We start from the raw sequence: 26,569 nt of genomic DNA on the forward strand, positions 1-26,569 counted from the left end.
GTGATCGTCTCGGTGTCGGTTAGCTGATCTCAGCCGGTTGACTGGGCATCGACGTTTGGCTATATTGAGCCACTCAGATGTTAAAACGCTTTAAGCAGCGATGTCAATCGTCCCCTTGGAGGCACCATGACCGGGCCCGCAGCGACATCTGCGACCCTTCCCCCCGCCGAGGACCGGCCCGGAGGCGTGAGCCGCCGCGGCATCCTCGCCACCACCGCCGGAGTGGCCGCCGCGGCGGCCTTCCTCGACTCCTCCCCCGCTCACGCCCAGAGCGACACGACCGACGACGCCGGGCCCGACTCAGTCGACCTCGCCTGGCTCGAGGGCCGGCCCGCCGAATCGCCCGGATCGACCTGGGGCGTCCCCTGGGGGCCGGGCCGGTTCCCCGAGGACCAGCAGTTCCAGCTCGTCGCCGACGACGGCGCGACGGTGCCGGTGCAGACCTGGCCCCTTGCGTTCTGGCCGGACGGGTCCCTCAAGTGGACCGGCCACGCCATCGGCCCGGCGGCCACGCAGGAGTCCTTCACGCTCAGCGCCGGCGCGCCCGCCGCCCCGGCGTTCCCGGTCACCGTCTCGGACGCGAAGAACCACATCGACGTCAAGACCGGCGTCATCACCGCGCGGATCAACAAGCGCGGCACCGACCTCATCAAGCACGTCAAACGCGGCGACCGCACGATCGTCAAAGGCGGGCACCTGGTCAACATCACCCAGGCCGAGGCCCCCGACCCCGAGACCGGATCGGTCACCCGCGACCGGTTCACCAGCGACATCGAGGAGGTCACGGTCGAGCAGGACGGCCCGGTGCGGGCGGTCGTCAAGGTCCAGGGCCACCACCGCAAGACCGGCGGCCGCGGCAAGTCCTGGCTGCCGTTCACCGTCCGGTTGTACTTCTACGCGGGCGGCGAGTCCTTCCGCATGGTCCACAACTTCGTCTACGACTCCGACGGCGACGACGCCTTCATCGCCGGGCTCGGCGTGCGCTTCAAGGTGGCGCTCACCGACAAGATGTACGACCGGCACATCAGGTTCGTCGGCGAAGGCCACGGCCAGCTCACGGAAGCGGTCAAGGGCATCACGGGCCTGCGCCGCGACCCGGGCAAGGCGGTGCGCGACGCCCAGATCGCCGGGAAGGCCCTGCCCGATCCCTCCACCTGGGACCAGCGTGTCACCTCGCGCCTGCACTGGATTCCCGACTGGGGCGACTACTCCCTCACGCAGCTCACCAGCGAGGGCTTCGCGATCAAGAAGCGCACCAAGGGCGGCCACGCCTGGGTGCCGGTCGACCAGGGCCGCCGCGCCTCCGGGTTCGCCTACCTCGGCGGACCCTCCGGCGGGTTCGGCTTCGGCATGAAGGACTTCTGGCAGCGCCACCCCACCGGGCTCGACATCCGCAACGCCCACACCGACGAGGCCACGGTGACCGTGTGGATGTGGTCCCCCGAGGCGCAGCCGATGGACAACCGGTTCTACCACGACGGTCTCGGCCAGGACACCTACGCGAAGCAGCTCGACGCCCTCGAGGTGACCTACGAGGACTACGAACCCGGGTTCGGCACCCCCTACGGCGCGGCCCGCACCACCGAGCTCCAGTTCTGGGTCACCGAAGCCACGCCCGACCGCGACCGCCTGGGGCACATGGCCGACGCCGTCCGCGCCCAGCCACAGGTGATCGCCCCCAGCGAGCACATGGCCGCGGCCAAGGCCTTCGGCGGGCTGTTCGGGCCCGTCGACCGGTCCCACCCGTTCAAGGAGTACGTGGAGGACGTCCTCGACGGCAACTTCGCCTACTACAAGACCGCGCAGGACCAGCGGCACTGGTACGGCTTCTGGGACTACGGCGACGTCATGCACTCCCAGGACGAGGACCGGAAGGCCTGGCGCTACGACGTGGGCGGCTACGCCTGGGACAACTCCGAGCTCTCGCCGGACATATGGCTGTGGCTGTACTACCTCCACACCAACGGCGCCGACGCCTTCCGCTTCGCCGAGGCCATGACCCGCAAGACCAGCGAGGTCAACACCTACCACCTCGGCGAGTGGGCCGGCCTGGGCACCAGGCACGGCGTGCAGCACTGGGGCGACTCCTCCAAGCAGGTCCGCGTCTCCAACGCGAACTACCTGCGGTACTTCTACTACCTCACCGCCGACGAACGCACCGGCGACCAGCTGCGCGCGCTGTCGGACTCCGAGAAGACCGCCCTGGTCCTCGACACCGGCCGCAAGATCCGCCAGGACGAGTACGTGCCCGACCCGACCGCGCTCGAGATCGGATTCGGCACGAGCTGGGCGCCCCTGGCCGCGGCGTGGCTGACCGAATGGGAGCGCCGCGGCCCGGACTGGGAGGCGTGCAAGGACAAGATCCTCGGCACCATGGAGACCATCGCCGCGCAGCCCAACGGCATCGCGCAGGGCTCCGCGCTGTACAACATGGAGACCCGCCGGTACGCCATCGCCGAGAACCCGGTCACGGAGCGCAGCAACCTCTCCAACGGCTTCGGCCGCCTGGAGATCATCCCCGAGCTCCTCGTGAACGTGGACATGCCCGCGTTCGAGGCGGACTGGCTCAAGTACGGGCGCTTCTACATCGCCACCCGCGCCGAGCAGGAGGCCGAGTACGGCGGCCGTTTCGGCGACCTGTTCCTGTGGGCGTACTCGCGGGCGGCCGCGTACGCGGCCGTCAAGACCGGCGACGACGCCCTCGCCGCGAAGGCGTGGCAGGTGTTCCAGACCCAGTACCCGTGGTGGGAGGGCAACCAGGGATGGCCGCACGAGACCCAGAAGGTCGCGGACACGCTCAACCCGACCGACTGGTGGCCGCGCATGTCCACCAATGACGCCGCGCAGTGGGGCGCGGCCGCGATCCAGAACCTCGCGCTGATCGGGGACCACGTCCCCGACGAGTAGCGGAGGAGGCGAGCGGGGCGGGCTTCGGCCCGCCCCGCTCAGCGCGTCATCGCCTCGACCAGGGTGTCCTGCAGGCCCGTGAGCCAGTCGTAGACCATCGCCAGGGGCTTGCGCACGTCGGCGTCCGGCAGCTCGCGCAGCTCCTCGTACACCTCGTCGTCGGTGATCTCCAGCCGCGTGGCGATGGCCAGCCGCAGGTCGTTCAAGGTGCCGAGCCAATGCCGGCACTCGTCGGGCTTCAGGTGGAGCATCACGCGGCGGTCCCCCACCGGGTCGAGCGCGTCCAGCGAGCGGATCACCGCCAGCGCGTCCTCGCGTTTGCGGGCGCGCAGGTCGTTCTCGGTGAAGCGGCGGAACTCGGCGGAGGCGGCGCGGGCGTCGATCTCGTCCGCGGGGCCGTCGGGATCGGTGTAGGCGTCGGGGAAGAGGCGGGCCAGGACGGGGTCGGCGGGCGGCTCGCTCGGTCCGGCGTCGAACGCGGATTCGATGAGCTCCTCGGCGTCGCCGCCGAGGGCGCCGCAGGGGCCGATCAGCTCCACGAGCTGCTCGGCGTAGTCGCGCAGGACCGCGATCTCGACGTCGTCGAAGTCCACGGCCGCGCCGCCGCCGCGCAGCGGCTTGAAGTAGCCCGCCATCAACGGTCCTGCCGGAGGGTCGCCCAGAGGCCGTAGCCGTGCATGGCCTGCACGTCGCGCTCCATCTCCTCGCGGCTGCCGCTGGAGACCACCGCGCGGCCCTTGTTGTGGACGTCGAGCATCAGCTGGTTCGCCTTCGCTTCGGAGTAGCCGAAGTACGTCTGGAAGACGTACGCCACGTAGCTCATGAGATTGACGGGGTCGTTGTGGACGATCGTGATCCACGGCGGGTCGGGTTCGGCGACCTCGGCGGGCGTCGCGGACGGGGCCGAGCGCTCGGTCTCGGCCGGGGCGCCGAATGCGCTCCGGTACGGCGGGACGGCGGTCGCGGATGGCGGATGGGCGCTCACACACCAATGCTGCCATCAGGAGCGGATCCGGTGGGCCGCGGTGGCGACGGGTATCGGATTGATCTCCGAACCGCTCGACGGCTTCGGGGATGCGGCGGGCGTCCCCGGCGCCGAGACGCCCGCGACCGAGGCCGCGACGCGGCGCTGCGAGCACGAGGGCGGCACCGGGAGGGAACCGGTCTCCCGCTTCGGCTCGCGCGAGCGGATGCGGCAGCTCGACGAAAGGCGCGCGGCCGCGGGCCTTCGGCCTGCCTGATGGCCGGCCGGGAAACCGCCGCCGCCGACCGCGAGTCGGCGGCGGTAGCCTGTACCCCGACAGCCTCCCCGGTCGGGCGGCACGCCGCCGCCGACGGAGACCACGATCGACCAGGAAGACGGAGCCGCATGCCCGCGCAGCCCGACATCGATGTGCTCGTGTTCGACCTCCTCGGCACCCTCGTCGACGAACCCGGCGGCATCAAGGCCGCCATCGCCGAGGCGGCCCCGGACGCCGACGTCGACGACATGGCCGAGGCGTGGGCGGGCCACGTGGCCCGACTGCAGCGGCAGATCGTCGACGGCGAGCGGCCCTACGCCAGTAGCGAGGCGATCGACCGCGAGGCCGCCGGGCTGGTGGCCGCGGAGTGCGGCGTCACCGACGCCGCGGCGATCGACCGGCTCGCGACCGCCGGGCGTCGGCTCGACCCCTGGCCCGACACCGTCGCGTCCCTCGACCGCCTCGCGGCGCGCTTCCCGATCGTGGGCCTGTCCAACGCGAGCCGGGCGACCCTCCCGCGGCTGAGCGCCCACGCCGGGCTGCGCTGGCACTTCCTGCTCTCGGCGGAGGACGTGCAGACCTACAAGCCCGCACCCGACGTGTACCGGCTCGCGCTCCTCCTCGCCGGGACGGCGGCCTCCCGCGTCCTCATGGTCGCCGCCCACGCCTGGGACCTCCGCGGCGCGCAGGCGATGGGCCTGAGCACCGCCTATGTGCGGCGTCCGATCGGCGACGCGCCCCTCGCCGGCGACGCGTTCGACTTCGAGGCCGAGAGCCTGGCCGGCCTCGCGGACGTCCTGCTCGACCGCTGAGAGCGCCCACTTGCCGGAGGTATGGCCTAAATCGGGGGCGGCCACTTTTGCCGACTGTCAGTAGTGGAGTCGATCCGCTTCAATTGCGTCGTACCTGAGCAACCCTCGATGACAGGAAGAACACTGTGCGACGCATGATCGTTTCGCTGGCCCTCTCCCTCACCGCGCTCCTCGTGTTCGGCCTGGCCGCCACCGGGACCGGCCATGCCGACGAGGCCGACCTCGCCGGCAACGGCTGGGGCAACGGCGGCCCGGCGGTCGGAGGGTAACCGAATCCGGCACCACCCCGGCTCCGAACACGGCATCGCGCCTTCACGGCGCGGTGCCGTCGTCGTTCGGGTCAGATCAGGTCGGCCTCGCAGATGAGACCGCGGGCCGAGGCCAGCGCGCCGAGTTGGAAGCGGCTGCGCGCCCCGAGGCGCTTGGTGAGGTCCTCGGAGAGGCGCCGGATCGTGCGGTGGGAGACCTTCATCTGGCGGGCCGCCGAGGCGTCGGTGTGGCCCTGGGCCCAGAGTTTGAGCACGTGCTGCTCCTGGGCGGTGAGCGGCTCGGCGCGGCCGGGGCGGCGGCGGGTCAAGGGCTGGGCGTCGGCCCAGATGTTGATGAACAGGGCGACCATCGCCTGGATGATGACGCGGTTGCCGAGGACGAGCGCCCCGATCTCGCAGTCCAGGTCGTCGATGGGGATGATGGCGCGCTCGCGGTCGAAGACGATCATCCGCAGCGGCAGGGACGGCGCGGTGCGGACCTCGCCGCCCGACTCGATCTCCCAGTTCAGGGCTTCCATGGTGTAGGGGTCGTTGCGGACGGCGTCGAGGTAGACCGACTTCATCCGCACCCCGCGCTTGAGGACGTCCTCGTCGACCGCCTGCGCCTCTTCGAAGGTCTCGGGGGTGAGCTTGCCGACGGGGACGAGGATGAGCTGCTCCTCGACGCATGCGGCGGCGAGCTCGGCGATGCGGGCGCGGATGGCCTTGAGCCCGATGAGCTGCTCCACGCCGCTGTCCCCGGGGGCCTTGGCCCCGTACTTGGAGAGCATGCGGGTCATGGCCATCCGGCCCTCTTCGAGCTGGTGCTGCATGTTGGCGACCGCGGCCTGCTGCCTGGCGAGGAGCGAGGCGAGACCGACCTGCGGGTCCACGAGGGAGACCCGGCCGTCCTCGTTGGTGATCAGGGCGGCGCGGCTGAGGTCGTCGATGGCGGTCTGCACCGCGTCGCGCTCGCACTGGGTCAGCTCGGCCAGCTTCGCCACCTCGAGGGTCGGATTGTCGAGCAGCGCGAGATAGACGGCTTCGGTCTCCGAGTCGAATCCGAAGGTGCTGAGCATGGGGGTCCTTCCGAGGGGGGAACCGGCCCGGGTCCCGGGCGGATTCGGCGACGGCAGGTGGTGCACCGCGAGCGGAGCGGATCGGCCCGACCGGGACACCGGCGTCGCGGTTCGGTCACCGGTCGAAATATAACACGCATATAACACGCGCGCATACGAAGTGGAAGCGCCTCGCTGCGCACGGTCACTCCGGAGGCCGGCGGCTTCGACCGTCCGAAGCGAACAGGGGACGCGTCCGGAGGCGGGTCCGGTTGCCTCCGTCGCCGTCTCGGTCCGTGGCAGAAATGCTCGCACTCCCGTGCGCACAAGTGACCACTGACGACTCCCGTGCGCGGCGGCCAGAGTTGGACGCGAACCCTCCCCCACCTTCAGGAAGGAACCGGTGGCCGCCACATGAGCACTCAGACCGCCTCCGCCGACTGCCTCGTCTGCGACGCGCCCTTCACCATCGACGCCGATTGGGAGAAGGGCGAGATCGTCGAATGCGCCTCCTGCGGCCAAGAGCACGAGATCGCCGAGCAGACCCCCGAACGCACCCGCGTCGAACTCGCCCCCGAGGTCGAAGAGGACTGGGGCGAGTGAACGACCTGCAGGCCGACGTCCTCCTGTCGGTCACCGTGCTCCGCCCCGAGGAGAAGCTCCTCGGGGCGGCGCTCCGGGCGCGCGGCCTCGCCGTGACGACCCTCCTGCCGCCCGACCTCGGCGCGGTCGTCCGCGGCGGGTCCGCCGCCCGGCTCGGCCTGATCCGCAACGTCTCCCATCAGCAGGCCCACACCACGGCGCGGCTGCTCGAGCACTCGGGCATCGACGTCCTCAACCGCTCCTCGGCCATCGAGGCCTGCGGCGACAAGGGCATCCAGGCGCTCATGTTCTCCCGTCACGGCGTCCCCCACCCCGAATCGCACCTCGCGTTCAGCTTCGATCAGGTGCGCGAGGCCGTCGCGGCGTTCGGGTGGCCCTCGGTCGTCAAACCGGTCAGCGGCTCCTGGGGCCGGGGCGTCACCCGCATGGTCAACGTCGAGTGCGTGGACGCGTGGATCGGCGGCCGCGAGTCCGCCGACGCCGCCGGGAAGCTCTTCCCGGTCCTCGTGCAGGAGTACGTCGACAAGCCCGGCCACGACCTGCGGGTCGTCGTCGTCGGCGCCGAACCGGTGGCGGCCATCCGCCGCGTCTCCGAGCACTGGCGCACCAACACCACGCTCGGCGCCGACGTCGAGCGCCTCGAGGTCACCGACGAGATGTCCGAGCTGTGCCGCAAGGTGACCGACATCCTCGGCGAGGGCTTCTACGGCATCGACCTGGTCGAGGACCGCGCCGCCGGCGAACTCAAGGTCCTGGAGGTCAACGCCAACCCCGAGTTCGCGAAGTCCTCCATGGTGCACGGCGTCGACATCGCCGCCGCCGTGGCCGAACACGTCAGCGCGAACCTCGCCACCACCCTGCCGGCCGCCGGCTGAGAAGGAGGAGTCCGCATGGAGCCATTCGACACCGCCGTGGTGCTCACCCGGGTCATGACCTCGGGCACCGTGATGAGCATCGAGAAGGCCGACCGGGAACTGCCCGGACTGGAGCGGCTGCTGGCCAGGCAGTGCGGCCGCCCGCACGTCTCGCTCGTCAACTCCTCGACCGCCGCGGTCCACGCGGCCGTGGCCGGCCAGGGCCTCGGTCACGGCGACCGCGTCGACGCGACCGGGCTCGACGAGCCGACGGTCGCGTTCCTCGCCTGGCTCGGCATCACGGCCGGCGACGGGCCCGTGCCCTTCGACCGGGTCCGCCTCACCCCCGAGAACGCGGGCCGCCTGCGCGAGCTCGCCGCCGAGGCCACCGCGCCGGCGCTCGTGGTCGACCTGTGCGACCTGGGCTTCGGTCCCGCCGCCGCCGTGGTCACCGCCGACGAGACCGCCTGGGCGCGGGCCGAGCGGCTGAAGATCTTCGGCGCCTTCGACCTCCGGACCATGTGGACGCAGGAGGAGTCCAACCCCGGCCTCGTGCCGGGCGTCCAGTTCAACTACCGCCTCAGCCCTCTGGTGGCGGCCTGCATCAGGGTCGCCCTCAACCAGGCCCGGGCCTCCCGGGGCGGCTCGCCGCGGGCGTCCGAGGCCACGGCAGCGTCAGGAGCCGCCCGATGATCACCGACTTCCCCACGGCGCCGCTCGATCCCCCGGGGCCCGCCGACCGCGAGGCCGACCTCGCCGCCCTGGGCGGCCCGGCCATGATCGGCAGGGAGGTGCGCCGCACCCCCTTCCCGGTCATCACCAAGGAAGACGTCCTGCACATGCTGCTCTCCCTGCGGCAGGACCCCGCCAAGACCGTGGACGCCTTCGCCGAGTCCTACCGGGACTACGTCGGCGCGGCCTTCGCGCTGCCGACCGCGTCCGGCACGGCGAGCCTCCACATGGCACTCGTCGGCGCGGGCGTCGAACCCGGCGACGAGGTCGTCGTCCCCGCCTTCACCTTCATCGCCACCGCGCAGGCGGTCGTCGCCGCCCACGCGGTGCCGGTGTTCGTCGACATCGACCCCCGCACCTACTGCATGGACCCGGCCGCCGCGGCGGCGGCCGTGACCGACCGGACCAGGGCCGTCATGCCCGTCCACGTGCACGGCCTCCCCGCCGACATGCCCGCGCTGCGGCGACTGTGCGACGAACGCGGCCTGGCCCTGGTCGAGGACGCCTCCCATGCGCACTCGGCGCGGATCGGCGACCACACGGCGGGGTCCATCGGGGACACCGCCGGGCAGAGCCTCATGGCCGACAAGAACTTCCCGCTCGGCGGCGAAGGCGGCATCGCGTTCTTCGCGAGCGCCGAGGCGCACGCCCGGGCGGTCGACTACCTGGCGCGGCACGGCATCGACTACCGGATGGCGCCCATCGCGGCGGCCTTCGGCGCGAGCCAGCTGGAGCGGCTGCCCTACTACGACCGGGTCCGGGCCCGCAACGCCGCCGTCCTCGGCGACGCCCTGCGCCAGACCGGTCTGTTCGAGCCGCCCCACGTCCCCGAAGGACACGTCCACGCCTACAACATGTACCGCATCGGGCTGCGCCCCGAGCGGATCGGCCTGGACGACCTCCCCGTCCACGCCGTCAAGCAGGCGGTGCACGAACTGCTGGTCGCCGAAGGCGTCCCCGCGCGCGAATGGCAGAACACGCCGATCCCCTGCCACCTGCCGTTCCGGCACCGCGACGGGTTCGGCGGCGGGTACCCCTTCAGCCTCAACCCCGGGGCCGTCCGCGACCACCGCCCCGAGGACTTCCCGAACACGCTCGCCATGCTCGAGAGCACGCTCGTGCTGTGCCGCGAACTGCGCTCCCCTGTGGAGTACGAGCGCGTGCTCCGCTACGGCGAGGCCTTCGCGAAGGTCGCCGCCCGCCCGGACGCGATCCGGAAACTGGCCGCCGGAGGCGATTGCCCGCCGCCGCACCGAAGGGCGGCCCGCCTTGGCTGACCAGCGACGCGTCAACGCGGCCGTCATCGGGGCGAGCGGCTACACCGGCGGCGAGACCGTCCGGCTCCTGGCCGACCACCCCGAGGTGCGCCTGACGTTCCTCTCCGCCGAACGCCACGCCGGCTCCACCGTGGGCGCGGTCCACCCGTGGCTGCGCAACCATCCGACCGCCGGGAAGCTGAAGCTCGAGCCGCTGGAGGCGATGCCCGACGTGGACGTGGCCTTCGCGTGCCTGCCGACCGGCGCGCTCCCGAAGCTGCTCCCGCAGGTGGCCGCCCGCGCCGCGGTGGTCCTCAACCTGGCCGGGGACTTCCGGCTCCACGACCGGGCCGAGGCCCGCCGGCACTACCCCGACTCCGAGATCGCCGACCAGCGGTTCGCGTACTTCGTGCCGGAGCTGTCGACCGACCTGGGCGCCGAGCGGTTCGTCAACCTGCCCGGCTGCATGGCCGTCGCCTCGATCTACGCGCTGTACCCGCTGTTCTGCGACAACCTCGTCGAGCCCAGGGTCGTCGTCGACGCGAAGACCGGCTCCTCCGGCTCGGGCAAGGGCGGCGGCGAGCACCCGGCCGAACGGGCCGGGAACTTCCGCGTCCACAAGCCCCACGGCCACCGGCACGCCCCCGAGATCCGGCAGGCCCTCGCCGAGTTCACCGGCTTCGAACCCGAGCTCCAGTTCTCCTCCCACAGCCTCGACCTGCCGAGGGGGATCATGGTCAGCTGCTATTCGCAGCTTCGCGAAGGGGTCTCGGCCCTGGACGTGAAACGCGCGTACGCCTCCGCCTATGCCGGGAAGCCGTTCGTCAAGGTCCGCACGGCCCCCAGGCGCCCGCAGGACTTCCCGATGCTCAAGGCCGTGATCGGCTCGAACCTCGCCGAGGTCGCCGTCAGCGTCCAGGGCACCGAGGCGGTGAGCGTGGCCGCGCTCGACAACCTCGTCAAAGGCGCCGCCGGACAGGCCGTGCAGACGATGAACCTCATGATGGGCATCGACGAGGCGACCGGCCTGCCCACGACGGCGGTGGGCCCGTGAAGCCGCTCTACTGCGTCAAGGTCGGCAGCGCCACCATCGACCGGGCCGCGCTCGGCGAGAGCGGCGTCCACGCCGAGATCGCCCAGCTCGTGCGCCGCGGTGCACGGGTGCTCATGGTCGCGGGCGGCGCGGCCGGGATCGAACGGCACTACCGGGCGGTCGGCCGCCCGGTGCCGCGGCTGCGGCTCGCCGGCGGCGACGCGATCCGCTACTGCCCGCCCGAGGAGATGGCGCACCTCGTCGACGCCTACCGCCGGGTGACCCTGCCCGCGGTCGAGGCCGGACTGCGCGCCCACGGGATGCGCGTCCACGCCGCTCCCGCGGTGGAGCTGGTCCGCGGGCGCGCCAACCGGCCGCTGCGGGTGCAGTCCGCGAGCGGCGGCACGCGCCTGGTGCGCGACCACCGGGCGGGCCTGCCCACCGAGGTCGACACCGAGCGGCTGGAGGCGCTCCTGGAAGCGTTCGACGTCGTCTGCCTCTCGCCGCCGATCGCCGACGCCGAGGGCGGCGCGCCGCTCAACGCCGACGCCGACGTCCTGGCCGCGGTCCTCGCGAACGCCCTGCGGGCCGACCACCTCCGCCTCGTCACCGGCACCGCCGGGCTCCTGGCCGACCCGGACGACCCGGCCTCCACCGTCGCCGACCTCTACCCCGGCGAGGGCGCGGCGTACGCGGGCGGGCGCATGAAGCAGAAGGTCCGCGCCGCCGAGATCGCGCTGCAGGCCAGCGCCGACGTGGCGATCTGCGGGCCCGACACGATGAGCGACCCCGCCGGCTGGACCCGGTTCTGGCCCAGCCGCGAGCCCGCGCCCGACCTCGCGCTGCTCACCCGCGCCGCCGCCGTCCCGTCGGTCTCCGGCGACGAACGCGAACTCGCGGTCTACCTGCGGGACTGGTGCACCGCGCAGGGCATCGAGGCCGCGATCGACCCGGCGGGAAACCTCGTCGCCGTCAAAGGGAACGGGCCGCGCCGCCTGCTCATGCTCGGCCATCTCGACACCGTGCCGTTCCACTGGCCCACCGTCTGGGAGGAGGGCGGCACCCTGTTCGGGCGCGGCACCGTCGACGCCAAGGGCTGCCTGGTCAACTTCCTCGAAGTGCTCGCCGCGACCGACGTCGGCGAGGACTGCCAGGTCCGCGTGGTCGGCGCGGTCGAGGAGGAGGTCTCCTCCTCCAAGGGCGCCTTCTGGGTCCGCGACCACTATCCGGCCGACGCGGTCGTCGTCGGCGAGCCGAGCGGCTCGGGGACGCTGACGCTCGGCTACCACGGGCTGTTCAAGCTCCGGATCACCGCCGGCGTCGACAGCGGCCATTCGGCGGCGCGGGACGCGGTGTCCGCTCCGGACGCACTCATCGCCGCGCTCGCGGCGTTCCGCGAGGCCGTGCTCGCCGAGGCGCCCGAATCGCTCAGCGCCGTCATCGACATGCGGACCGAGCGTCGGCCCGGCCGCGACGAGGCCACGGCCGTCCTCAACTTCCGCATTCCCCCAGGGGCCGAACCGGACGCGCTCATCAAGGCGCTCCCCGAGATCCCGGGGGTGGACGCGGCGATCCTGCGGGCCACCCCCGGGCACCGGGGCCCGCGCACCTCGCCGCTGGCGCGGTCCTTCTCGAAGGCCTTCGCCGCCAACGGGATCCGGCCCCGACACGTGGTCAAGAAAGGCACCTCCGACATGAACACGCTCGCCACGACCTGGGAGGGCGTGCCGATGGTCGCCTACGGCCCCGGCGACTCGGCGCTCGACCACACCGACGCCGAGCGCATCGGCGCCGACGAGGTGCGCCTCGCCCGCGCGGTGCTCGCCGACGCCGTCGCCCACTGGCTCGGGACGGAGGCGCGGCGATGAGCGCCCTGGCCTTCACCGAAGACCTGCAGGGGAAGCGCGACGCCGCCGAGCGGGCGAAGGCCGCGCGCCGCCTCATCGTCGACATGGCCGCCAGCGAGCGCGGCTGCCACCTCGGCGGGAGCCTGTCGGTCGTCGACCTGCTCCTGGCGGCCCTCGACCGGGCCGAAGGCGACGACGGGACGCGCGTCGTGCTCAGCAAGGGCCACGCCGCGGCCGGGCTCTACGCCGCCCTCCACGTCACCGGCCGCCTGGCGGAGAACCCCGCCCCGCACTACGGGCAGGCCGGGCACCCGTACACCGGGCATCCCGGCCCGAAGGTCCCCGGCGTGGCCTTCCCTACGGGGAGCCTCGGCCACGGCGTGCCGTACGCGGCCGGATGGGCCTGGTCGCAGCGCCTCAAGGGCGGCGGCGGGCTCGGCATCGCCGTCAGCGGCGACGGCGAGCTCCAAGAGGGACTGGTGTGGGAGACCCTGCAGGTCGCCGCCGCGCGCCGCCTGGGCAACTTCGTGCTCCTCGTCGACCGCAACGGCGGGCAGAACGACGGCTACGTCGAGGACATCTCGCCGCTGCCGGACCTCGCCGACCGGTTCCGCGCCTTCGGATGCGACACCGCCGAGGTCGACGGCCACGACCACGCCGCATTGAGCGCCGTCCTCGCCGGCGAGCGCCGCGGGGACCGACCCCTCGCGGTCGTCGCGGCCACCGTCAAGGGCAAGGGCGTGCGCGCCGTCGAGGGCAAGGCCGCCGCCCACTACGTCACCATCGACGCCGCGCGCGCCGAGCAATGGAAGCGGGGCATCCGATGACGCTCTCCGGACGCGACGCCTACCGCGCCGCCCTCACCGAGCTCGCCGCGGGCGACCCGGCCGTGGTGTGCATCGAGGCCGACCTCGGCGGGAAGCGGCACCCGTTCGCCGAGGCCCACCCCGACCGGTTCTTCAACGTCGGGATCGCCGAGGCCGCCATGATCGACATGGCCGCCGGGCTCGCCGCGGGCGGCTGGAAGCCGTTCGTGAGCACCTTCGCGCCGTTCGCGACGCTGCGCGCCGCCGAGAGCTTCAAACTGGCGCTCGGCTACCTCGGGGCGCCCGTCACCGTCGTCGCCCCGTACGCGGGCGTCTCCGGGGCCTGGTTCGGCACCACGCACCACTGCCTCGAAGACCTCGCGGTCGCCCGAGCCGTCCCGGGCGTGGTGGTCGCCGCGCCCTACGGCGAGGCCGAGATGCGCGCGGTCGTCACCGCCGCGGCCGCCTCGGGGCGGCCCCACTACATCCGCACCGGCCGCAACGCCGCCTATGACAGCCTCTCCCCCGCCGGCACCGCACTGCAACTGGTCCACTGGGCCAACGAGGGAGCATCGGGTGAGCCGTGCCTGGTGTCGGTGGGGGAAGAGGCCACCCGGCTGTGCTTGGAGGCCACGGCGCACGATCCGCGCCTCGCCCACGCGCACCTGTGCTATGTGGACAACGAGCATCTGGCGGGGGCCGCGAAGGCGCTCGCCGCCCGGCACGGGCGCCTCACCGTCGTCGAGGAGCACCGACGCGCCGGCTCCGTGGCCGAGGCGCTCGCCCTGCTGCTGCCCGAATGCCGCGTCAACAGCGCCTGCGCCGACGAGCGCTGGCCCGTCGAAGGCGGCGACCACGCCCAGACCATGGCCCAGCTCGGCCTCACCGCCACCGCCGTGCTCGACGCGGCGACCCAGCACCGACACCACCAGGAGACCGCACCGTGCACATCCTCATGATCGAATGCAACCCCAACGGCATGGCGGGCATCGCCAACGCCCTCGAACTCGGCCACGACGTCACCCTGATCTCCGTCGACCCCGACTTCTACCTGGCGATCTCCCCGCTCACCGCGGACGCCTACGCGCACCCGAACTGCCGCGTGGTCAAGAGCGAGGCCGCCTTCGACATCGAGGAGCTGCTGGCGCTGGTCCGTCGGATCCACGCCGAGCACCCCGTCCACGGCGTCACCACCTACAGCGAGTACCACACCGTCCACACCGCCGCCGCCGCGAAGGAGCTCGGCCTGCCCGGCATGAGCGTCGACGGCGCCCGCAACGCCCGCCACAAGCACCGCACCCGGCTCGCCTTGGACGGCAAGGGCATCCGCCAGCCGCGGTTCCGCCACGTGGCCGACCCCGCGGACGTGGAGGCCGCCGTGCGCGCGATCGGCTTCCCGTGCGTCGCCAAGCCCTCCGACGGCACCGCCAGCCTCCACGTGCTCCACCTCAGGGACGAGGCCGACCTCGCCGACTACCTCGCCGAGCTCGCGGCGGTCGCCGACTACGGGCGCGGCGTCACCCGCATCCCCGACATCGTCATCGAGGAGTTCGTCCCCGGCGAGCTCATCTCCGTCGAGTCCTGCGTGCTCGGCCCCGGCGAGGTCGTCAACCTCGGCCTCACCGACCGGCCCCTCAGCGGCTTCCCGCACTTCATCGAGATGGGCGCGACCTACTTCTCCGGCCACCCGCTCCAGGAGGAGCTGTTCGACCTGACGACGAAGGCGCTGAACGAGCTCGGCGTCGACTTCGGGTTCATCCACACCGAGTTCCTGCTCGGCCCCGACGGGCCGGTGCTGTGCGAGGTCAACGGCCGCCTCATCGGCGGGATCGTGCCCTCCCTCATGCAGATCACCAGCGGCGTCGACGCCTACCTGGAGGTCATCCGACTGGCGCTGGGCGAGCGGCCCGAGCTGCCGTTCCCCGGGGAGACCACCGCGGGCGGGCACTGGTTCGGCGCCCCCCTGGACGGCGTCGTCGAGTCCATCGAGTTCGACCTCGACGGCCAGCCCGGGTTCCACTCCGCGCTGGCCTACAAGAAGCCCGGCACCCCCGTGTCCCGCCTGTCGAAGTCCAATTTCGACTGGATCGGCCACGTCATCTTCACCGGCGTCGACCGCACCGAGGTCAACAAGCGCTGCGAAGCGGCCCTGGACCACATCGACCTGCGCATGAGGGTGGCGGTCGCCCGATGACGCCCACTCACGTCTACAAAGGCGTCGCCGTGCCCTCGCTGGACCGCTCGGCCCTGTTCGACGTCGTCGTCGCCGACGGCGTCTTCGCCCGGATCGAGGCGACGGACCGGCCCCGCAACGGCGGCGAGACCGAGCTGTGGCCCGGCTACACCGAGGCCCACGCGCACTTCGCCCTGCCGTGCAACTGGGACGATTCGCTGGACTCCCCGCGCATCACCGCGCTCCAGTACCTCTACCACGGCGTCACCCACGTGGTCGACAAGTTCGGCTTCCCCGTCGTCGCCGCCGAATGGGAGGCCGGGAAGGCCGAGTCCCCTTGGCCTTACCCGGAAGTGGTCCACTGCGGTTACGCGGTGACCGCGACGACCGACGGGGCCGGCCGCAACGGCCACGGCGTCGAGTTCCCCGCGCCGGTCTACATGCTCGCCGTCGAATCCGACCTGGAGATCGCCCTGCACGCCAACGCCGAACGCGGCGCGACCTTCCTCAAGGCCATGTTCACCGACGGCACCGAGCAGCCGGGCAGCCCGGTGCGGTTCTCGCGGCTGTCCGAGCGCATCCTGCGCTGCTGCGCGCGCATCGCCCGGGAGCGCGGCATCCCCGCCGTCATCGACTGCAACACCTTGGAGGAGACCCGCTTCGCCTACGAGTGCGGCTTCCGGCTCTTCGCCCACTCCGTGCGCGACACCGAGCTCACCGACGCCGAGTGGAAGGAGTTCGACGAGGCCCGGTTCGTCTCCACGCTCGCCGGGCTGCGGCCGATGATCATGACCGGCGAGGAGTTCGCCGCCGAGTACGGCCGCGAGGGCTTCGCCGAGACGCAGGACCCGTACAACCGCGAATTCGTCAAGCGGATCGAGCATCCCTACGGCATCGAGTACGGCGTCCAGGAGACCCGCACCGCCGCGCTGACCGACATGCGCCGCAACGCCCTCGCGGCCCTCGACCGCGGGCGCCTGCTCATCGGCACCGACTCGGGCAACCTCGGCGCCTACCACGGCTACTCGTTCCTCAGCGAACTCGAGCTCCTGCGCGGCGAGGACCGGTCGCCGGACCTGGCGTTCCGGATCCGCGAGCAGGCCACCGTCGGCGGGCGCCGCTACTTCGACGAGCTCGCCGGTCGGCCCTCCCCCGAGCATCCGATCGGCGTCGGGCAGCCCGCCACGTTCAACCTCGTCGACCCCGCCCTCCCGCTCTCGGCCCTGCCCGAGGCCACGGTCGTCCAGGGCACGCCGATCGACCGCGAGGCCGTCGCCGCCGCGATCGCCGCGCTGCGCGCCACCGACACGAAAGGCAAGGTCCTCCTGTGACAGCCCAACGCCGACGCACCCTCATCGGGGTCAACGCCGGCATCTTCCTCGCCCACATCGGCAACTTCATCTGGTTCCCGATCCTCGTGGCCGCCCTCGGCGGCACCCACTCGGGGTTCTGGGCCGGCCTGGTCATGTGCATGACCTACGTCGGGCGCCTCCTGGCGACGTTCTCGTACGAGGGCGTCGCGGCCCGCGTCGGCATCAGGGGCGCGGTCTTCGCCGGGACGGCGCTCGAAGCGGTCGCGCTGCTGGGCATGGGCTTCGCCGACGGCGTCGCCGTCTACTGCGCGCTGGCGTTCTTCATCGGCTTCGGCTCCGGGACGGCCTTCCCCGGCCTGAAGAACGTGCTCGTCTCCTATCCCGAGGCCGAACGCGCGGGCGCGTTCTCGACCTTCCAGATGTCGGCGCAGGTCGGGCTGTTCGGCGGCGCGCTCCTGGGCGGGCTCGTCGCCGGGTTCGACCTGCGCGCGGTCTTCGCGATCGTCTTCGCGATCTTCGTGGGCTTCTGCCTGTCGGCCTCGGCGTTCATCCCGAAGCACGGGTTCGAGCCCTCGACCGGGGAGGCGGCCGAGCCGCCCGCGTCCGCGGTCCGGGCGCCGCTGTTCAGCCTCCGGGTCTTCAAGGGCGTCGAGGTGCGCGGCGCGACCGCGTACTTCCTCCTGTCGGCGGTGTTCTGGTTCCTGGAGATGTGCTTCATCGTGGGCATCCCGCTCCACATGCAGCACTTCGTGCCCGACCTGGCGCCGTCCGCGCCGTTCTGGGTCACCGGGCTCACCCTCCTGGTGCTCCAGTACCCGCTGTTCAAGCTCCTCATCAAGCACCTGCGCCCCGGCGCGGTCATGGCGGTGGGCCTGGCGGGCATGACGGCCGCGTTCCTGGCCTTCGGCGCCGGCCAGACGGCCGTGTGGGTCCTGGCGGGGTGCTTCGTGGTGGTGCTCGGCGAGATCCTCTTCGCGCCGTCGTTCGACATGTGGGTGGCGCGCAAGGTCCCCGAGGACCGGCTCGCGCGGGCCATGGGCGCCATGCACTTCTTCCGCAGCGCCGGGAACATGGCCGGAGCGCTGCTCGCGGGCCTCATGTTCGACCTGAGCGTCGCCGCCGACGCGCCCGGCGCGCAATGGTTCCTCGTCGCCGCCGTGGCCGCGGTCTGCGCGCTCGTCTGCGTCTTCAGCCGGGAGCGGCCCGTCCAGGCCGATCCGGACCACACCGAGCCCGTCGCGGCGGGCGCGAAATAGAAGGGAGCCGGCCATGGCCGACATCTGCGTCATCGGCGGCACCAGGTTCTTCGGGAAGTTCCTGGTCGACCGCCTGATCCACGACGGGCACGACGTCACGGTCCTCACCCGGGGCCGGACGCCGGACCCGTTCGGCGACGCGGTGCGGCGCATCGTGGCCGACGCGACGGACGCCGACTCGCTCGCCGCGGCGGTCGCGTCGGAGCGGTTCGACGCCGTGGTCCACCAGATGTGCTACGACCCCCGCGCCGCCGCGGCCGCTTGCGAGGCCTTCGGCGAGCGGGCAGGGAAATGGGTGCTCACCTCCAGCATGGAGGTCTACAACGCCGACACGTTCCGCTGGGAGGTCCCCGCGCCGCCCATGAGCGCCTTCGCCCGCGAGGCCGAGCTCGACCCGGCGGCCTACCGGTACGACCTCGACCTGCCCTGGGACGACCCGGAGTTCGCGGGCCCGAACTACGGGGAGGGCAAACGCCAGGCCGAGGCCGCCATGCTCGACCGCTCCGTCGTCCCGCTCGCCCTCGCCCGCATCGCGCACGTGCTCGACGCCCGCGACGACTTCACCGGCCGAGTCCGGTTCCACGTCGAGCGCATCCGCTCGGGCCTGCCGATCACCGCCCACGCCTCGCCCGGCAGGACCTCCCTGGTGCCCGCCGCGGAGGCCGCGGCGTTCCTCGCGTGGGCGGCCGTGAACGACGTCACCGGAGCGGTCAACGCCGCCGCACCGGACCCGGTGGACGTCCATGCGGTCTGCGCGGCGTTCGCGCAGGCCCTGGGACGCGAGGCGACCGTGGTCGAGCGCGCGGACCCGTCCGGCGACGAGGCGCTGTCGCCCTATTCGTGCCCGGCGGACTTCGGCATGAACGTCGAGGCCGCCGCCGCGCTCGGCTTCGCGTTCACTCCCGCCGCCTCCTGGCTGCCCGAGATGGCCCGCGCGGCCGAGAAGGCGGCCTGATGTTCGACCTCATCGTCAACGTCACCGTGCCCGAACCGGGCGACACGGCGCCCGTCGCCGAGGCCTTCGCCGCGATGCGGCCGCTGTGCCTCGCCGAGGACGGCTGCGTCCACTGGAACGCGTACCAGTCCGTCGAGGACCCCGGCCGGTTCACGCTCGTGGAGCGGTGGGCCTCGCGCGCCCACTGGGAGGCCCACGGCGAGGGCGCGGCCATCCAGGAGATCTATCTGCCCCGCGTGCTGCCGCGCGTCGAGCGGGACGTCCACCCCAGCCGAACCCTGGGCACCGCGACCGAAGGAGACCATTGAGATGAGCACGCACCGCATCGCCGTCGTCGGCGGCCGGCCCGCACCGATCCACGGCGCGAAGGAACTCGGCATCGACGTCGTCCTGGCGCACGCCGAGGGCCAGTTCGACCCCGCCGAGGCCGAGGCGCACTGCTCCCGGATCGTCGTGGGCGACATCGCCGACACCGACTCGCTGCTGCGGCTGCTCGCGCCGCTGCACGAGGAGCGGCCGTTCGATCGGATCCTGACGACCACCGAGCTGTCGGCCGTTCCCGTCGGCGAGGTCAACGCCAAGCTCGGACTTCCCGGCACGAGCGCCGAGGTCTCGCGCACCATCCAGGACAAGGCGCTGACCCGCGAGGCGCTCGACCGGCACGGGCTCAGCCCGGTGCGGCACCGGATCGTGGCCGACGCCGCCGACGCGGCGGACTTCCTCGCCTCCGTGGGCGGCCGCTGCGTCCTCAAGCCCGGCAAGGGCGCGGGCAGCCTCCACATCAACGTCGTCACCGACGCCGAGGAGGCCGCCCGCGCCTTCGCGGCGATCACCGACTTCGGCTACGGCGGGGTGCTCGCCGAGGAGTACTTGGACGGCCCGGTCGTCAGCGTCGAGGCGTTCTCGCACGGCGGCCGGCACGTCGTCCTGGGGATCTGCGAGTACCGCGTCAACGACCATTTCGTGGAGTGGGAGTGCAGCGTCCCGGCCGACGTCGCGGCGCCGCACCTGGCGGCCCTGCACCGGCTCACCGCCGACGTCCTCGACGCCGTGGGCCTCGCCGACGGCCCCTCGCACAGCGAGTTCGTGCTCACCGAGGCCGGCCCGAGGTTGCTGGAGACGCACAATCGCCTGTCGGGCAACGGGATTCCGGAACTGGTGCGCCGCGCGACCGGCTGGGACCCGGCGCGGCTGTTCATGACCGTGCCGCTGGGGATCGAGTCGCTTCCGGCCGCATCGCCGGAGCCGACGCGCGGGGCCGCGATCCGCTTCCTCGACGCCGAACCGGGGACGGTCACCGCGGTGACCGGGCTCGGCGGCCTCGGCGTGCCGGTGCGTCACCTGCCGGACGGGGCGAGGCACCCGCACACGATCCCGTTCCTCAAGGATCTGGCCGACGCGGCGGCCGCGGTGGTCGTCGGGAAGCACCCGGGAGACGTGATCGCGCCCATGCACTCGCTGCTGGCCTGCGACAACGGTTACGCGGTCGCCGAAGCGGCGACACGGGCGGAAGCCGTCGCGCGCTGCGCGGAACTGGCTTCGCGGGTCGGTTTCACGACCGTCTGAGGGCCGCCGGGGAGCTGACCCCGGACAGCATAGAAGCCGCTGTCCTTCGCGAGGAAGGGCAGCGGCTTCGTGTTCTGGAGCTTAAAGACTAGATGGTGCGCAGGTTAGCGGCCTGCGGACCCTTGTTGCCCTGCTCGATGTCGAATTCAACCCGCTGGTTCTCTTCGAGCGACTTGTAGCCGTTGCCGGCGATCGCAGAGAAGTGAACGAAGACGTCGGGGCCGTCCCCCTCCGGAGCGATGAAGCCGAAGCCCTTCTCCGAGTTGAACCACTTGACGGTGCCTTGCGCCATTAATGCATATCCTTGTGCTTGGTGCTCAGACCGGCGGTGTCGGTTCCAGGGACGAATCCCCGGTTGCAACCTGCCGCCATGCGGTCTGATATTGCCGCCATTTCTGGCGCTTCACCCCTCCGATTCATGTCGAATCGGAGTGGCCCCTGAACTGTACAGCACATTCGCCGCATTGCATCGGCCCAGCGACGAAAACCTTCTCGCCTTTCACCGTTTGCACAGGTGAGGGCCCTCAACACTATTTTTCGCTATGTCGCAGGACACTCTCGGCGGCGTCATTTTCGAGCGAATCCGCCCGCAGGTGTGCCTTCGAGGCGTCCGGGGTATCCGCCCCGGGACCGACGTTCCGTGACCGAAGGAGGACGCGATGGGCACCATCACCGAGTCAGTCGACGTTGAAGTACCGGTCTCGCAGGCCTACAACCAGTGGACCCAGTTCGAGGCCTTCCCCGAGTTCATGGAGGGCGTGGAGGAGGTCCGGCAGCTCGACGACACGCACCTGCACTGGGTGACGGAGATCGCCGGCGTCAAGCGCGAGTTCGACGCCACCATCACCGAGCAGCACCCCGACGAGCGCGTGGCGTGGAAGTCCGTCAGCGGCCCGACGCACGCGGGCGTGATCACCTTCCACCGCCTCGGCGACGCCACGACCCGCGTCACGGCGCAGATGGACCTCGATCCCGAGGGCTTCGCCGAGAAGGCCGCGGACAAGCTCGGCGTCCTCGACCGGCGCGTGAAGGGCGACATGCAGCGCTTCAAGGAGTTCATCGAGCGTCGGAGCCACGAGACCGGCGGCTGGCGGGGCGACGTGCCCCGGCCCGGCGCCGGGTAGTCCCGACGAGCCACGAGGGGCCGCGCCGGAAGGCGCGGCCCCTCGGCGTGTGTCGGTTCAGCCGACGACCGTCAGGTGCTCGAGCGCGGCGAGGTCCGGGACGTCGAGCGTCCGGGCGCGCTGCCCCGCTTCGAGGTCGATGCCGCACAGGCCCGCTACGAGGAGCCCGGCGAAGGCCCGCTCGAACTCCTCCGGGTCGCTGTAGCCGTGCCGGTCGTCGAGGTTCCAGGTGAACGTGGTCTGGCGCTCGCCGTCGGCGGAGTGGAACGAGTAGGTCGTGTGGCCGAGCCCGCCGCCGGTGTGGCCGAGGAAGACCGCGTCCGGGTCGTCGGGGCAGCCCAGGGCGAGCCCGAAGTAGCCGAGCCCGTAGCCGAAGCCCAGGCCCGTGTCCACGTAGTCGGTGGCTTCGGCGAGCTGCTCGTCCGACAGGAGCGTTCCGTCGGCGGCCGCCCGGTAGAAGTCGTTGACGTCCTCCACGGGGGCGATGACGCCGCCGGCGGCCCACAGCTGCGTGTTGGACAGGCGGGTGCTGTCGAAGTACGGGTCCTCCGGGTCGCCGGTGGTGATGTAGGGGACGAGGTGGTCGCCGCGCAGGCCGGAGCTGTTGTGGTGCGGCAGGTAGGCCTCGTCCATGTCGGCGGGTTCGAACACGCGCCGGTTCAGCTCGTGGCCGACGCTGTTGCCCGTGAGCTCCTCGATGAGGAGGCCCAGCGCCATGTAGGCGGTGTTGGAGTACGACCAGTCGGCGCCCGGCTCCCACAGCAGCGGGTCCTGCGTGCCGATCTTGACGAGTTCCTCAGGCTCGTAATGGGTCCGGTAGCCCTCCTTGAAGTCGCTCAGGTCGTTCTCCAGCAGCGACGGGTACAGGTACGGGAAGTAGTCGTGGAGCCCGCCGGTGTGCTGGAGGAGGTGCCGGATCGTCGGCTCGTCCTCATAGGGCAGGAGGCCCGGCAGGTGGTCACTGAGGGCGTCGTCGAGATCGACTGCCCCCTCCTCCTGGAGTTGGAGGAGGATCACGCTGATCATGGACTTCGTGAGGCTGGCGATGCGGACGCGGTCGTCGGGTTCGGCGGCGTTGGAGCCGTGGCGCCCGTGCGGGCCGACGACTTCGGAGTCGTGGCGCTCACGCGGGCCGACGGCCTCGGCCCACGTCTCGTCGCCGTCGCGGACTTCGGCGACCACCGAGAAGTCGCCGGCGGCGGCGAAGGCGGCGAGCTTGGCGTCCAGGAGGTCGGTGTCGAGGTCGGGCTCGCCGGCGGCCGCGACGCCGGACGTCGCGACGAGTGCCAGTGCGAGACATGCCACTACAGTGAGGTGTTTTCGCATGATTCCGAGCCTAGACGCCGGAAGCGACGGATATCACCGCAAAGAGAGGGATATTCGAATGCGCAGCAAGGAGGAGCGGGAGGCGGCCGAAGTCCTCCGATGGGAGGAGCGCCGACGGCAGTGGCGGAGGCCGAATTCGCTCGTAGGGCGATACGACCGCCCACATGGCACACCGTCATCATCGCTCAGGCTGCGGCGCAACGGGAATGCACGAGGCGGCCGTGTCGGTGCGGTTCGAGGCCGGTCGGCCCGGGCGGCCGGCGGCGGCGCGGAGCGGGCACCGTCACGGTCCGTCCGATCCATTGAGGAGGACGAGGCGGCGTTCGGCGCCGACGAGTGCGCCGTGCGCGGCCGACATCGCCTGATGGCAGGCGGGCGGGGTGTGCGCTGCACATGGTCGCCCAGGCGCCGTCCGAAGGAGGCGTTCCGCCCGGCGGGCGCGCCGATTCGTTCGGCGCGCCCGCCGGGCTCACGGTCACGGCGTGGTCTTGCGCCGCCGGGCGAGCATGGCGCCGCCCACGATCGCCGAGACGGCGGAACCGGCGAGGACGCCGGTCTTGACGAGGTCCTGCTGCGCGAGGTCGGTGAAGGCGAGTTCGGCGATGAGCAGGCTGACGGTGAACCCGCAGCCGCACAGCACGGCCACGCCCGCGATGTCGCCCCAGCGCAGGTCGGGCGCCAGCTTGCCCCATCCGAGCTTGTGCGCCGCGAAGGCGCCGAGCGTCACGCCGATCGCCTTGCCGAAGAACAGGCCGGCGACGACGGCGAGTGCGACGCGGTCGGCGGCGAAGGCCGTGAGCGCGTCGCCGTTCAGGGCGACCCCGGCGGAGAAGAACGCGAAGACGGGGACCGCGAATCCGGCGCTGAACGGCTGGATCGCGTGCTCGGCCTTGATCGCCGGGGCCTCGTGCTCGTCCGGATCGGGTTTGACCCGGGTGGCCAGGCCGAGGGCGACCCCGGCGATGGTGGCGTGCACGTCGGCCTCGTACAGCGCGGCCCACGCCGCGAGGCCGAGCGGAATGTACAGCCATAGTGTCTTGACCCGCTTGGCCTGCAGGAAGACCCAGAGGCCGACGATGGCCGCGAAGATGAGCAGCGGCACCAGGCGCGGGCTGGAGAACAGGACCGCGATCATGGCGATCGCACCGAGGTCGTCGGCGATCGCGAGGGTCAGCAGGAAGATCCGCAGGCTGGAGGGGAGACCGCGGGCGCAGATCGCGAGCACGGCGAGCGCGAACGCGATGTCGGTGGCTACGGGCACCGGCCACACGTCGGCCGCGCCGGGTTCGCCCCAGGCGACGGCGAGGGCGATCACGGCCGGGACGACGATGCCGCCGACGGCGGCGATCACGGGGAGCATGGCCTGCTTGAGGTCGCGCAGCTCGCCGACGACGAGCTCGCGTTTGAGCTCGAGGCCGACGACGAGGAAGAAGAACGCGAGCAGGAAGTCGGCGGCCCAGTGCTGCACGTTGAGGGAGAAGACGCCCTCGATGCCGATATAGGTGTGCCGGACCTCCTCGTAGAAGTCCGACAGCGGCGAGTTCGCGGCGATGAGCGCGAGCGCGGCGCCGATGAGCAGCAGGATGCCGCCGGTGGTCTCGATGCGGAGGAACCGGAGCGCTTCGCTCGGGACGCGCTTGACCTTGCGGACGATGCGCCGTCGCGGGACCTTCGGCATCTGCGGCATGGCCCTGCGGTCGCGGGCCGGCGGCTGGTTCGGAGTCTCGGGCATGCGATTCCTTCTAGTTGGGGCGTGGACGCGGGTCGATGCGGGCGAGGAGGGCGTCGACGAGGTCGGCGACCTCCTCGGGCCGTTCGTCGACGACGAGGTGTCCGGCGCCGTCGATGACCTGGAGGTCGACGCCGAGCTTCGCCCGGGTCGCGGGGGCGAGTCGGGCGGGCGGGAGGAAGCGGTCGTGGGCGCCGGTGGCGACCAGCAGCGGCGTCCCGGCGAGGCGGCGCAGCGTCTCCGGGGGCACCGGTGGGGGCGCGAGTGTGGACTTGCAGTGGGACGCGACCAGGTTGAGCCATTGGACGATCGGTTCGGGCGGCTGCACGCCGGGAGCGGTGAAGCCCTCGAGCATCGCCTGGGTCCGTTCGGGAGTGGGCGCGAGCATCCATCGGAGCGAGAGCGCCGCCATGCGCGCGTCGACGCGCAGGGGGACGAGCCCCGCCGGGGAGAGCAGGACCCTGCCGCTGAGCCGGTCGGAGTCGCAGGCCAGTAGGACCGCGGCGCCGAGGGAGTGGCCGACGGCGACGGCCCGGTCGATCGCGGCCGCCTCCAGGGCTTCGGCGAGCTTGCGGCCGTACCAGCCGCGGTGCGCGGCGCGGGGACGCCCGGCGCTGCTCAGGCCCGGCTGCCCGGGGAGGTCGACGATCACGGTGGGTCGGCGGCGGCCGAGGGCCGCCGCGACGTCGAGGCCGGCGGCGGCGTTGAAGTTGGTGCCGGGGACGTACACGATTTCGGGCGGGCCGGTGCCGACGAAGGTGAGATGGACTGCGGCGTCGGCGAATTCGACGGTGTCGCGCCGGTGCGGAACCGGCCAGGCGTCGAGCCGGTGGCGGCACCAGCGGGTGACGACCGCACGGTCGGCGGCGGACTTGTACGGGCTGTGCATGCGGCTCCGTTCAGCGGATGACGATGAATCCGCCGACCAGACTTCCCGGCACACCAGCCCAGACCCTACCAGGGTCGCGGGCATTCGGCCGGTGCTCGGCCTCCCGGCGCTCGATGAGCGCGGGAGGTCCTTTGCGAGCTGAGCGGCGCACTCGCGGCGGTCGCGCGGGCGCCCGTCCGGCGGCGTGAGTCAGACCTCGTGCCTACGGAGAACGGCACATTGTCGGGCGTTCGCCGATACGTTGGGGGCATGACGGACTTCGACGAACTGCTCGACCTCGAACGCTCGGGATGGATTGCGCTGTGCGAGGGCGCCGGCGCGGACTTCTACGGATCGACCATGACCGAGAAGGGCCGGATGGTCCTGGCCCACGGCCTCGCCCTGGATCGGAAGGCGACGATCGACTCCCTGGTCGACGCGCCGCCGTGGGCGGGCTTCGAGATCGCCGACGCCGACTTCATCCCGATCGGCGAGGACGCCGCGGCCATCGTCTACACGGCGAAGGCCTGGCGCGACGACCCCGACCGGCCGTTCAGGGCCCTGATGTCCTCGACCTATCTGCGCACCGACGAAGGATGGCGACTGGCGCTGTATCAGCAGACGCCGATCCCCGACGAGGGCTGAGCCTCCGGCTCGCGCACAGCGCGTTCCCACTCGGACACGGATCGTCCGAAGATGTGGGAACGTGTTTTTATTTGTGTGCAATCGATTGCCTCCACACTCTTGACGCGAGGAAAGCCCTTTCCGTAGGCTTATCGACATACCTCGATATATCCCCTTAGGAGGCAGTCCCATGCGAAGATCTCTCGCAGTACGGCTCGGCTCGGCACTGGCCACAGCG

The 26,569-nt window shown here is 71.8% G+C and carries 27 protein-coding genes; 20 read left to right on the forward strand and 7 right to left on the reverse strand.

The genetic code is table 11. The features are described from left to right. The first annotated feature begins 126 nt into the window (after positions 1-126). Positions 127-2,907: a hypothetical protein gene (locus tag K3N28_RS10240; RefSeq protein WP_228092406.1), complete on the forward strand. Its 2,781-nt coding sequence runs from the start codon at positions 127-129 to the stop codon at positions 2,905-2,907. A gap of 38 nt (positions 2,908-2,945) precedes the next feature. Here the strand turns inward: K3N28_RS10240 and K3N28_RS10245 are convergent, their stop codons facing one another. Both K3N28_RS10245 and clpS read right to left on the reverse strand, forming a co-directional pair. After that, positions 2,946-3,542, reverse strand: coding sequence for a DUF2017 domain-containing protein (locus tag K3N28_RS10245; protein ID WP_228092407.1), 597 nt, complete (start codon positions 3,540-3,542; stop codon positions 2,946-2,948). Beyond that, positions 3,542-3,892, reverse strand: coding sequence for an ATP-dependent Clp protease adapter ClpS (clpS, locus tag K3N28_RS10250; protein ID WP_228092409.1), 351 nt, complete (start codon positions 3,890-3,892; stop codon positions 3,542-3,544). The genes K3N28_RS10245 and clpS overlap by 1 nt, the downstream gene beginning before the upstream one ends. A gap of 40 nt (positions 3,893-3,932) precedes the next feature. Here clpS and K3N28_RS10255 point away from each other — a divergent pair, with 40 nt between their 5' ends. The 3 genes from K3N28_RS10255 (at position 3,933) to K3N28_RS23255 (ending at position 5,229) form a co-directional block, all read left to right on the forward strand. Continuing rightward, complete coding sequence (locus K3N28_RS10255) at positions 3,933-4,148, forward strand: hypothetical protein (protein ID WP_228092410.1); 216 nt, start codon at positions 3,933-3,935, stop codon at positions 4,146-4,148. Between the two features lie 128 nt (positions 4,149-4,276). Continuing rightward, positions 4,277-4,960: a haloacid dehalogenase type II gene (locus tag K3N28_RS10260; protein WP_228092413.1), complete on the forward strand. Its 684-nt coding sequence runs from the start codon at positions 4,277-4,279 to the stop codon at positions 4,958-4,960. A gap of 134 nt (positions 4,961-5,094) precedes the next feature. Then, entirely contained in the window at positions 5,095-5,229 is a 135-nt protein-coding gene (locus tag K3N28_RS23255) for a hypothetical protein (protein ID WP_255640267.1), read from the forward strand. Between the two features lie 71 nt (positions 5,230-5,300). Here K3N28_RS23255 and K3N28_RS10265 read toward each other — a convergent pair whose 3' ends face one another. After that, positions 5,301-6,287: a helix-turn-helix transcriptional regulator gene (locus K3N28_RS10265; RefSeq protein WP_228092414.1), complete on the reverse strand. Its 987-nt coding sequence runs from the start codon at positions 6,285-6,287 to the stop codon at positions 5,301-5,303. A 393-nt stretch (positions 6,288-6,680) separates the two neighbouring features. On the opposite strand from K3N28_RS10265, the gene K3N28_RS10270 reads away from it, so the two are divergent. The 14 genes from K3N28_RS10270 to K3N28_RS10335 are packed head-to-tail and all read left to right on the forward strand — an operon-like array spanning position 6,681 to position 20,660. Beyond that, entirely contained in the window at positions 6,681-6,869 is a 189-nt protein-coding gene (locus K3N28_RS10270; protein WP_228092416.1) for a lysine biosynthesis protein LysW, read from the forward strand. Beyond that, the gene (locus K3N28_RS10275; RefSeq protein ID WP_228092417.1) at positions 6,866-7,744 is read left to right on the forward strand and encodes a RimK family alpha-L-glutamate ligase; all 879 of its coding nucleotides are present in this window, start codon (positions 6,866-6,868) and stop codon (positions 7,742-7,744) included. The genes K3N28_RS10270 and K3N28_RS10275 overlap by 4 nt, the downstream gene beginning before the upstream one ends. 15 nt (positions 7,745-7,759) lie before the next feature. Further along, complete coding sequence (locus tag K3N28_RS10280) at positions 7,760-8,416, forward strand: hypothetical protein (RefSeq protein WP_228092418.1); 657 nt, start codon at positions 7,760-7,762, stop codon at positions 8,414-8,416. Further along, positions 8,413-9,732: a DegT/DnrJ/EryC1/StrS family aminotransferase gene (locus K3N28_RS10285; RefSeq protein ID WP_228092419.1), complete on the forward strand. Its 1,320-nt coding sequence runs from the start codon at positions 8,413-8,415 to the stop codon at positions 9,730-9,732. The genes K3N28_RS10280 and K3N28_RS10285 overlap by 4 nt, the downstream gene beginning before the upstream one ends. After that, on the forward strand, positions 9,725-10,765 hold the full coding sequence (gene argC, locus K3N28_RS10290) for an N-acetyl-gamma-glutamyl-phosphate reductase (protein WP_228092420.1): 1,041 nt from the start codon (positions 9,725-9,727) through the stop codon (positions 10,763-10,765). Before K3N28_RS10285 ends, argC begins: the two co-directional genes overlap by 8 nt. Further along, entirely contained in the window at positions 10,762-12,612 is a 1,851-nt protein-coding gene (locus K3N28_RS10295) for a M20/M25/M40 family metallo-hydrolase (RefSeq protein ID WP_228092421.1), read from the forward strand. The genes argC and K3N28_RS10295 overlap by 4 nt, the downstream gene beginning before the upstream one ends. Further along, a complete protein-coding gene (locus tag K3N28_RS10300; RefSeq protein WP_228092423.1) occupies positions 12,609-13,418 on the forward strand; it encodes a 1-deoxy-D-xylulose-5-phosphate synthase N-terminal domain-containing protein in 810 nt (269 codons plus the stop codon). Before K3N28_RS10295 ends, K3N28_RS10300 begins: the two co-directional genes overlap by 4 nt. Next, positions 13,415-14,356, forward strand: coding sequence for a transketolase family protein (locus K3N28_RS10305; RefSeq protein ID WP_228092425.1), 942 nt, complete (start codon positions 13,415-13,417; stop codon positions 14,354-14,356). The genes K3N28_RS10300 and K3N28_RS10305 overlap by 4 nt, the downstream gene beginning before the upstream one ends. Continuing rightward, positions 14,341-15,591, forward strand: a complete 1,251-nt coding sequence (locus K3N28_RS10310; protein ID WP_228092427.1) for an ATP-grasp domain-containing protein — start codon at positions 14,341-14,343, stop codon at positions 15,589-15,591. The genes K3N28_RS10305 and K3N28_RS10310 overlap by 16 nt, the downstream gene beginning before the upstream one ends. Continuing rightward, positions 15,588-16,901, forward strand: coding sequence for a hypothetical protein (locus K3N28_RS10315; protein WP_228092428.1), 1,314 nt, complete (start codon positions 15,588-15,590; stop codon positions 16,899-16,901). The genes K3N28_RS10310 and K3N28_RS10315 overlap by 4 nt, the downstream gene beginning before the upstream one ends. Next, positions 16,898-18,139 carry an MFS transporter gene (locus K3N28_RS10320; protein ID WP_228092430.1) on the forward strand — a complete coding sequence of 414 codons (1,242 nt, stop codon included), beginning with the start codon at positions 16,898-16,900 and terminating at the stop codon, positions 18,137-18,139. Before K3N28_RS10315 ends, K3N28_RS10320 begins: the two co-directional genes overlap by 4 nt. 13 nt (positions 18,140-18,152) lie before the next feature. Then, positions 18,153-19,094 (forward strand): NAD-dependent epimerase/dehydratase family protein, encoded by a 942-nt coding sequence (locus K3N28_RS10325; RefSeq protein WP_228092431.1) that lies wholly within the window; start codon positions 18,153-18,155, stop codon positions 19,092-19,094. Next, positions 19,094-19,402, forward strand: a complete 309-nt coding sequence (locus K3N28_RS10330; protein WP_228092432.1) for a putative quinol monooxygenase — start codon at positions 19,094-19,096, stop codon at positions 19,400-19,402. Before K3N28_RS10325 ends, K3N28_RS10330 begins: the two co-directional genes overlap by 1 nt. A gap of 1 nt (position 19,403) precedes the next feature. Further along, positions 19,404-20,660 (forward strand): ATP-grasp domain-containing protein, encoded by a 1,257-nt coding sequence (locus K3N28_RS10335; RefSeq protein WP_228092434.1) that lies wholly within the window; start codon positions 19,404-19,406, stop codon positions 20,658-20,660. An 88-nt stretch (positions 20,661-20,748) separates the two neighbouring features. Here the strand turns inward: K3N28_RS10335 and K3N28_RS10340 are convergent, their stop codons facing one another. After that, positions 20,749-20,952 carry a cold-shock protein gene (locus K3N28_RS10340; protein WP_228092435.1) on the reverse strand — a complete coding sequence of 68 codons (204 nt, stop codon included), beginning with the start codon at positions 20,950-20,952 and terminating at the stop codon, positions 20,749-20,751. Positions 20,953-21,319: 367 nt separating this feature from the next. On the opposite strand from K3N28_RS10340, the gene K3N28_RS10345 reads away from it, so the two are divergent. Then, positions 21,320-21,784 (forward strand): SRPBCC family protein, encoded by a 465-nt coding sequence (locus tag K3N28_RS10345; protein WP_228092436.1) that lies wholly within the window; start codon positions 21,320-21,322, stop codon positions 21,782-21,784. A gap of 57 nt (positions 21,785-21,841) precedes the next feature. On the opposite strand, the gene K3N28_RS10350 is transcribed toward K3N28_RS10345, so the two are convergent. From K3N28_RS10350 to K3N28_RS10360, 3 genes are all read right to left on the reverse strand, one after another. Further along, entirely contained in the window at positions 21,842-23,110 is a 1,269-nt protein-coding gene (locus K3N28_RS10350) for a serine hydrolase (protein WP_228092437.1), read from the reverse strand. 475 nt (positions 23,111-23,585) lie between these two features. Then, a complete protein-coding gene (gene nhaA / locus K3N28_RS10355; RefSeq protein ID WP_228092440.1) occupies positions 23,586-24,842 on the reverse strand; it encodes a Na+/H+ antiporter NhaA in 1,257 nt (418 codons plus the stop codon). Between the two features lie 10 nt (positions 24,843-24,852). Next, positions 24,853-25,728: an alpha/beta fold hydrolase gene (locus tag K3N28_RS10360; RefSeq protein WP_228092442.1), complete on the reverse strand. Its 876-nt coding sequence runs from the start codon at positions 25,726-25,728 to the stop codon at positions 24,853-24,855. Between the two features lie 249 nt (positions 25,729-25,977). Between K3N28_RS10360 and K3N28_RS10365 the strand changes: the two genes are divergently transcribed. After that, positions 25,978-26,352: a nuclear transport factor 2 family protein gene (locus K3N28_RS10365; RefSeq protein ID WP_228092444.1), complete on the forward strand. Its 375-nt coding sequence runs from the start codon at positions 25,978-25,980 to the stop codon at positions 26,350-26,352. Positions 26,353-26,569: the final 217 nt, after the last annotated feature.

The organism is Glycomyces sp. TRM65418, assembly GCF_019710475.1.
GTDB lineage: Bacteria > Actinomycetota > Actinomycetes > Mycobacteriales > Micromonosporaceae > Glycomyces.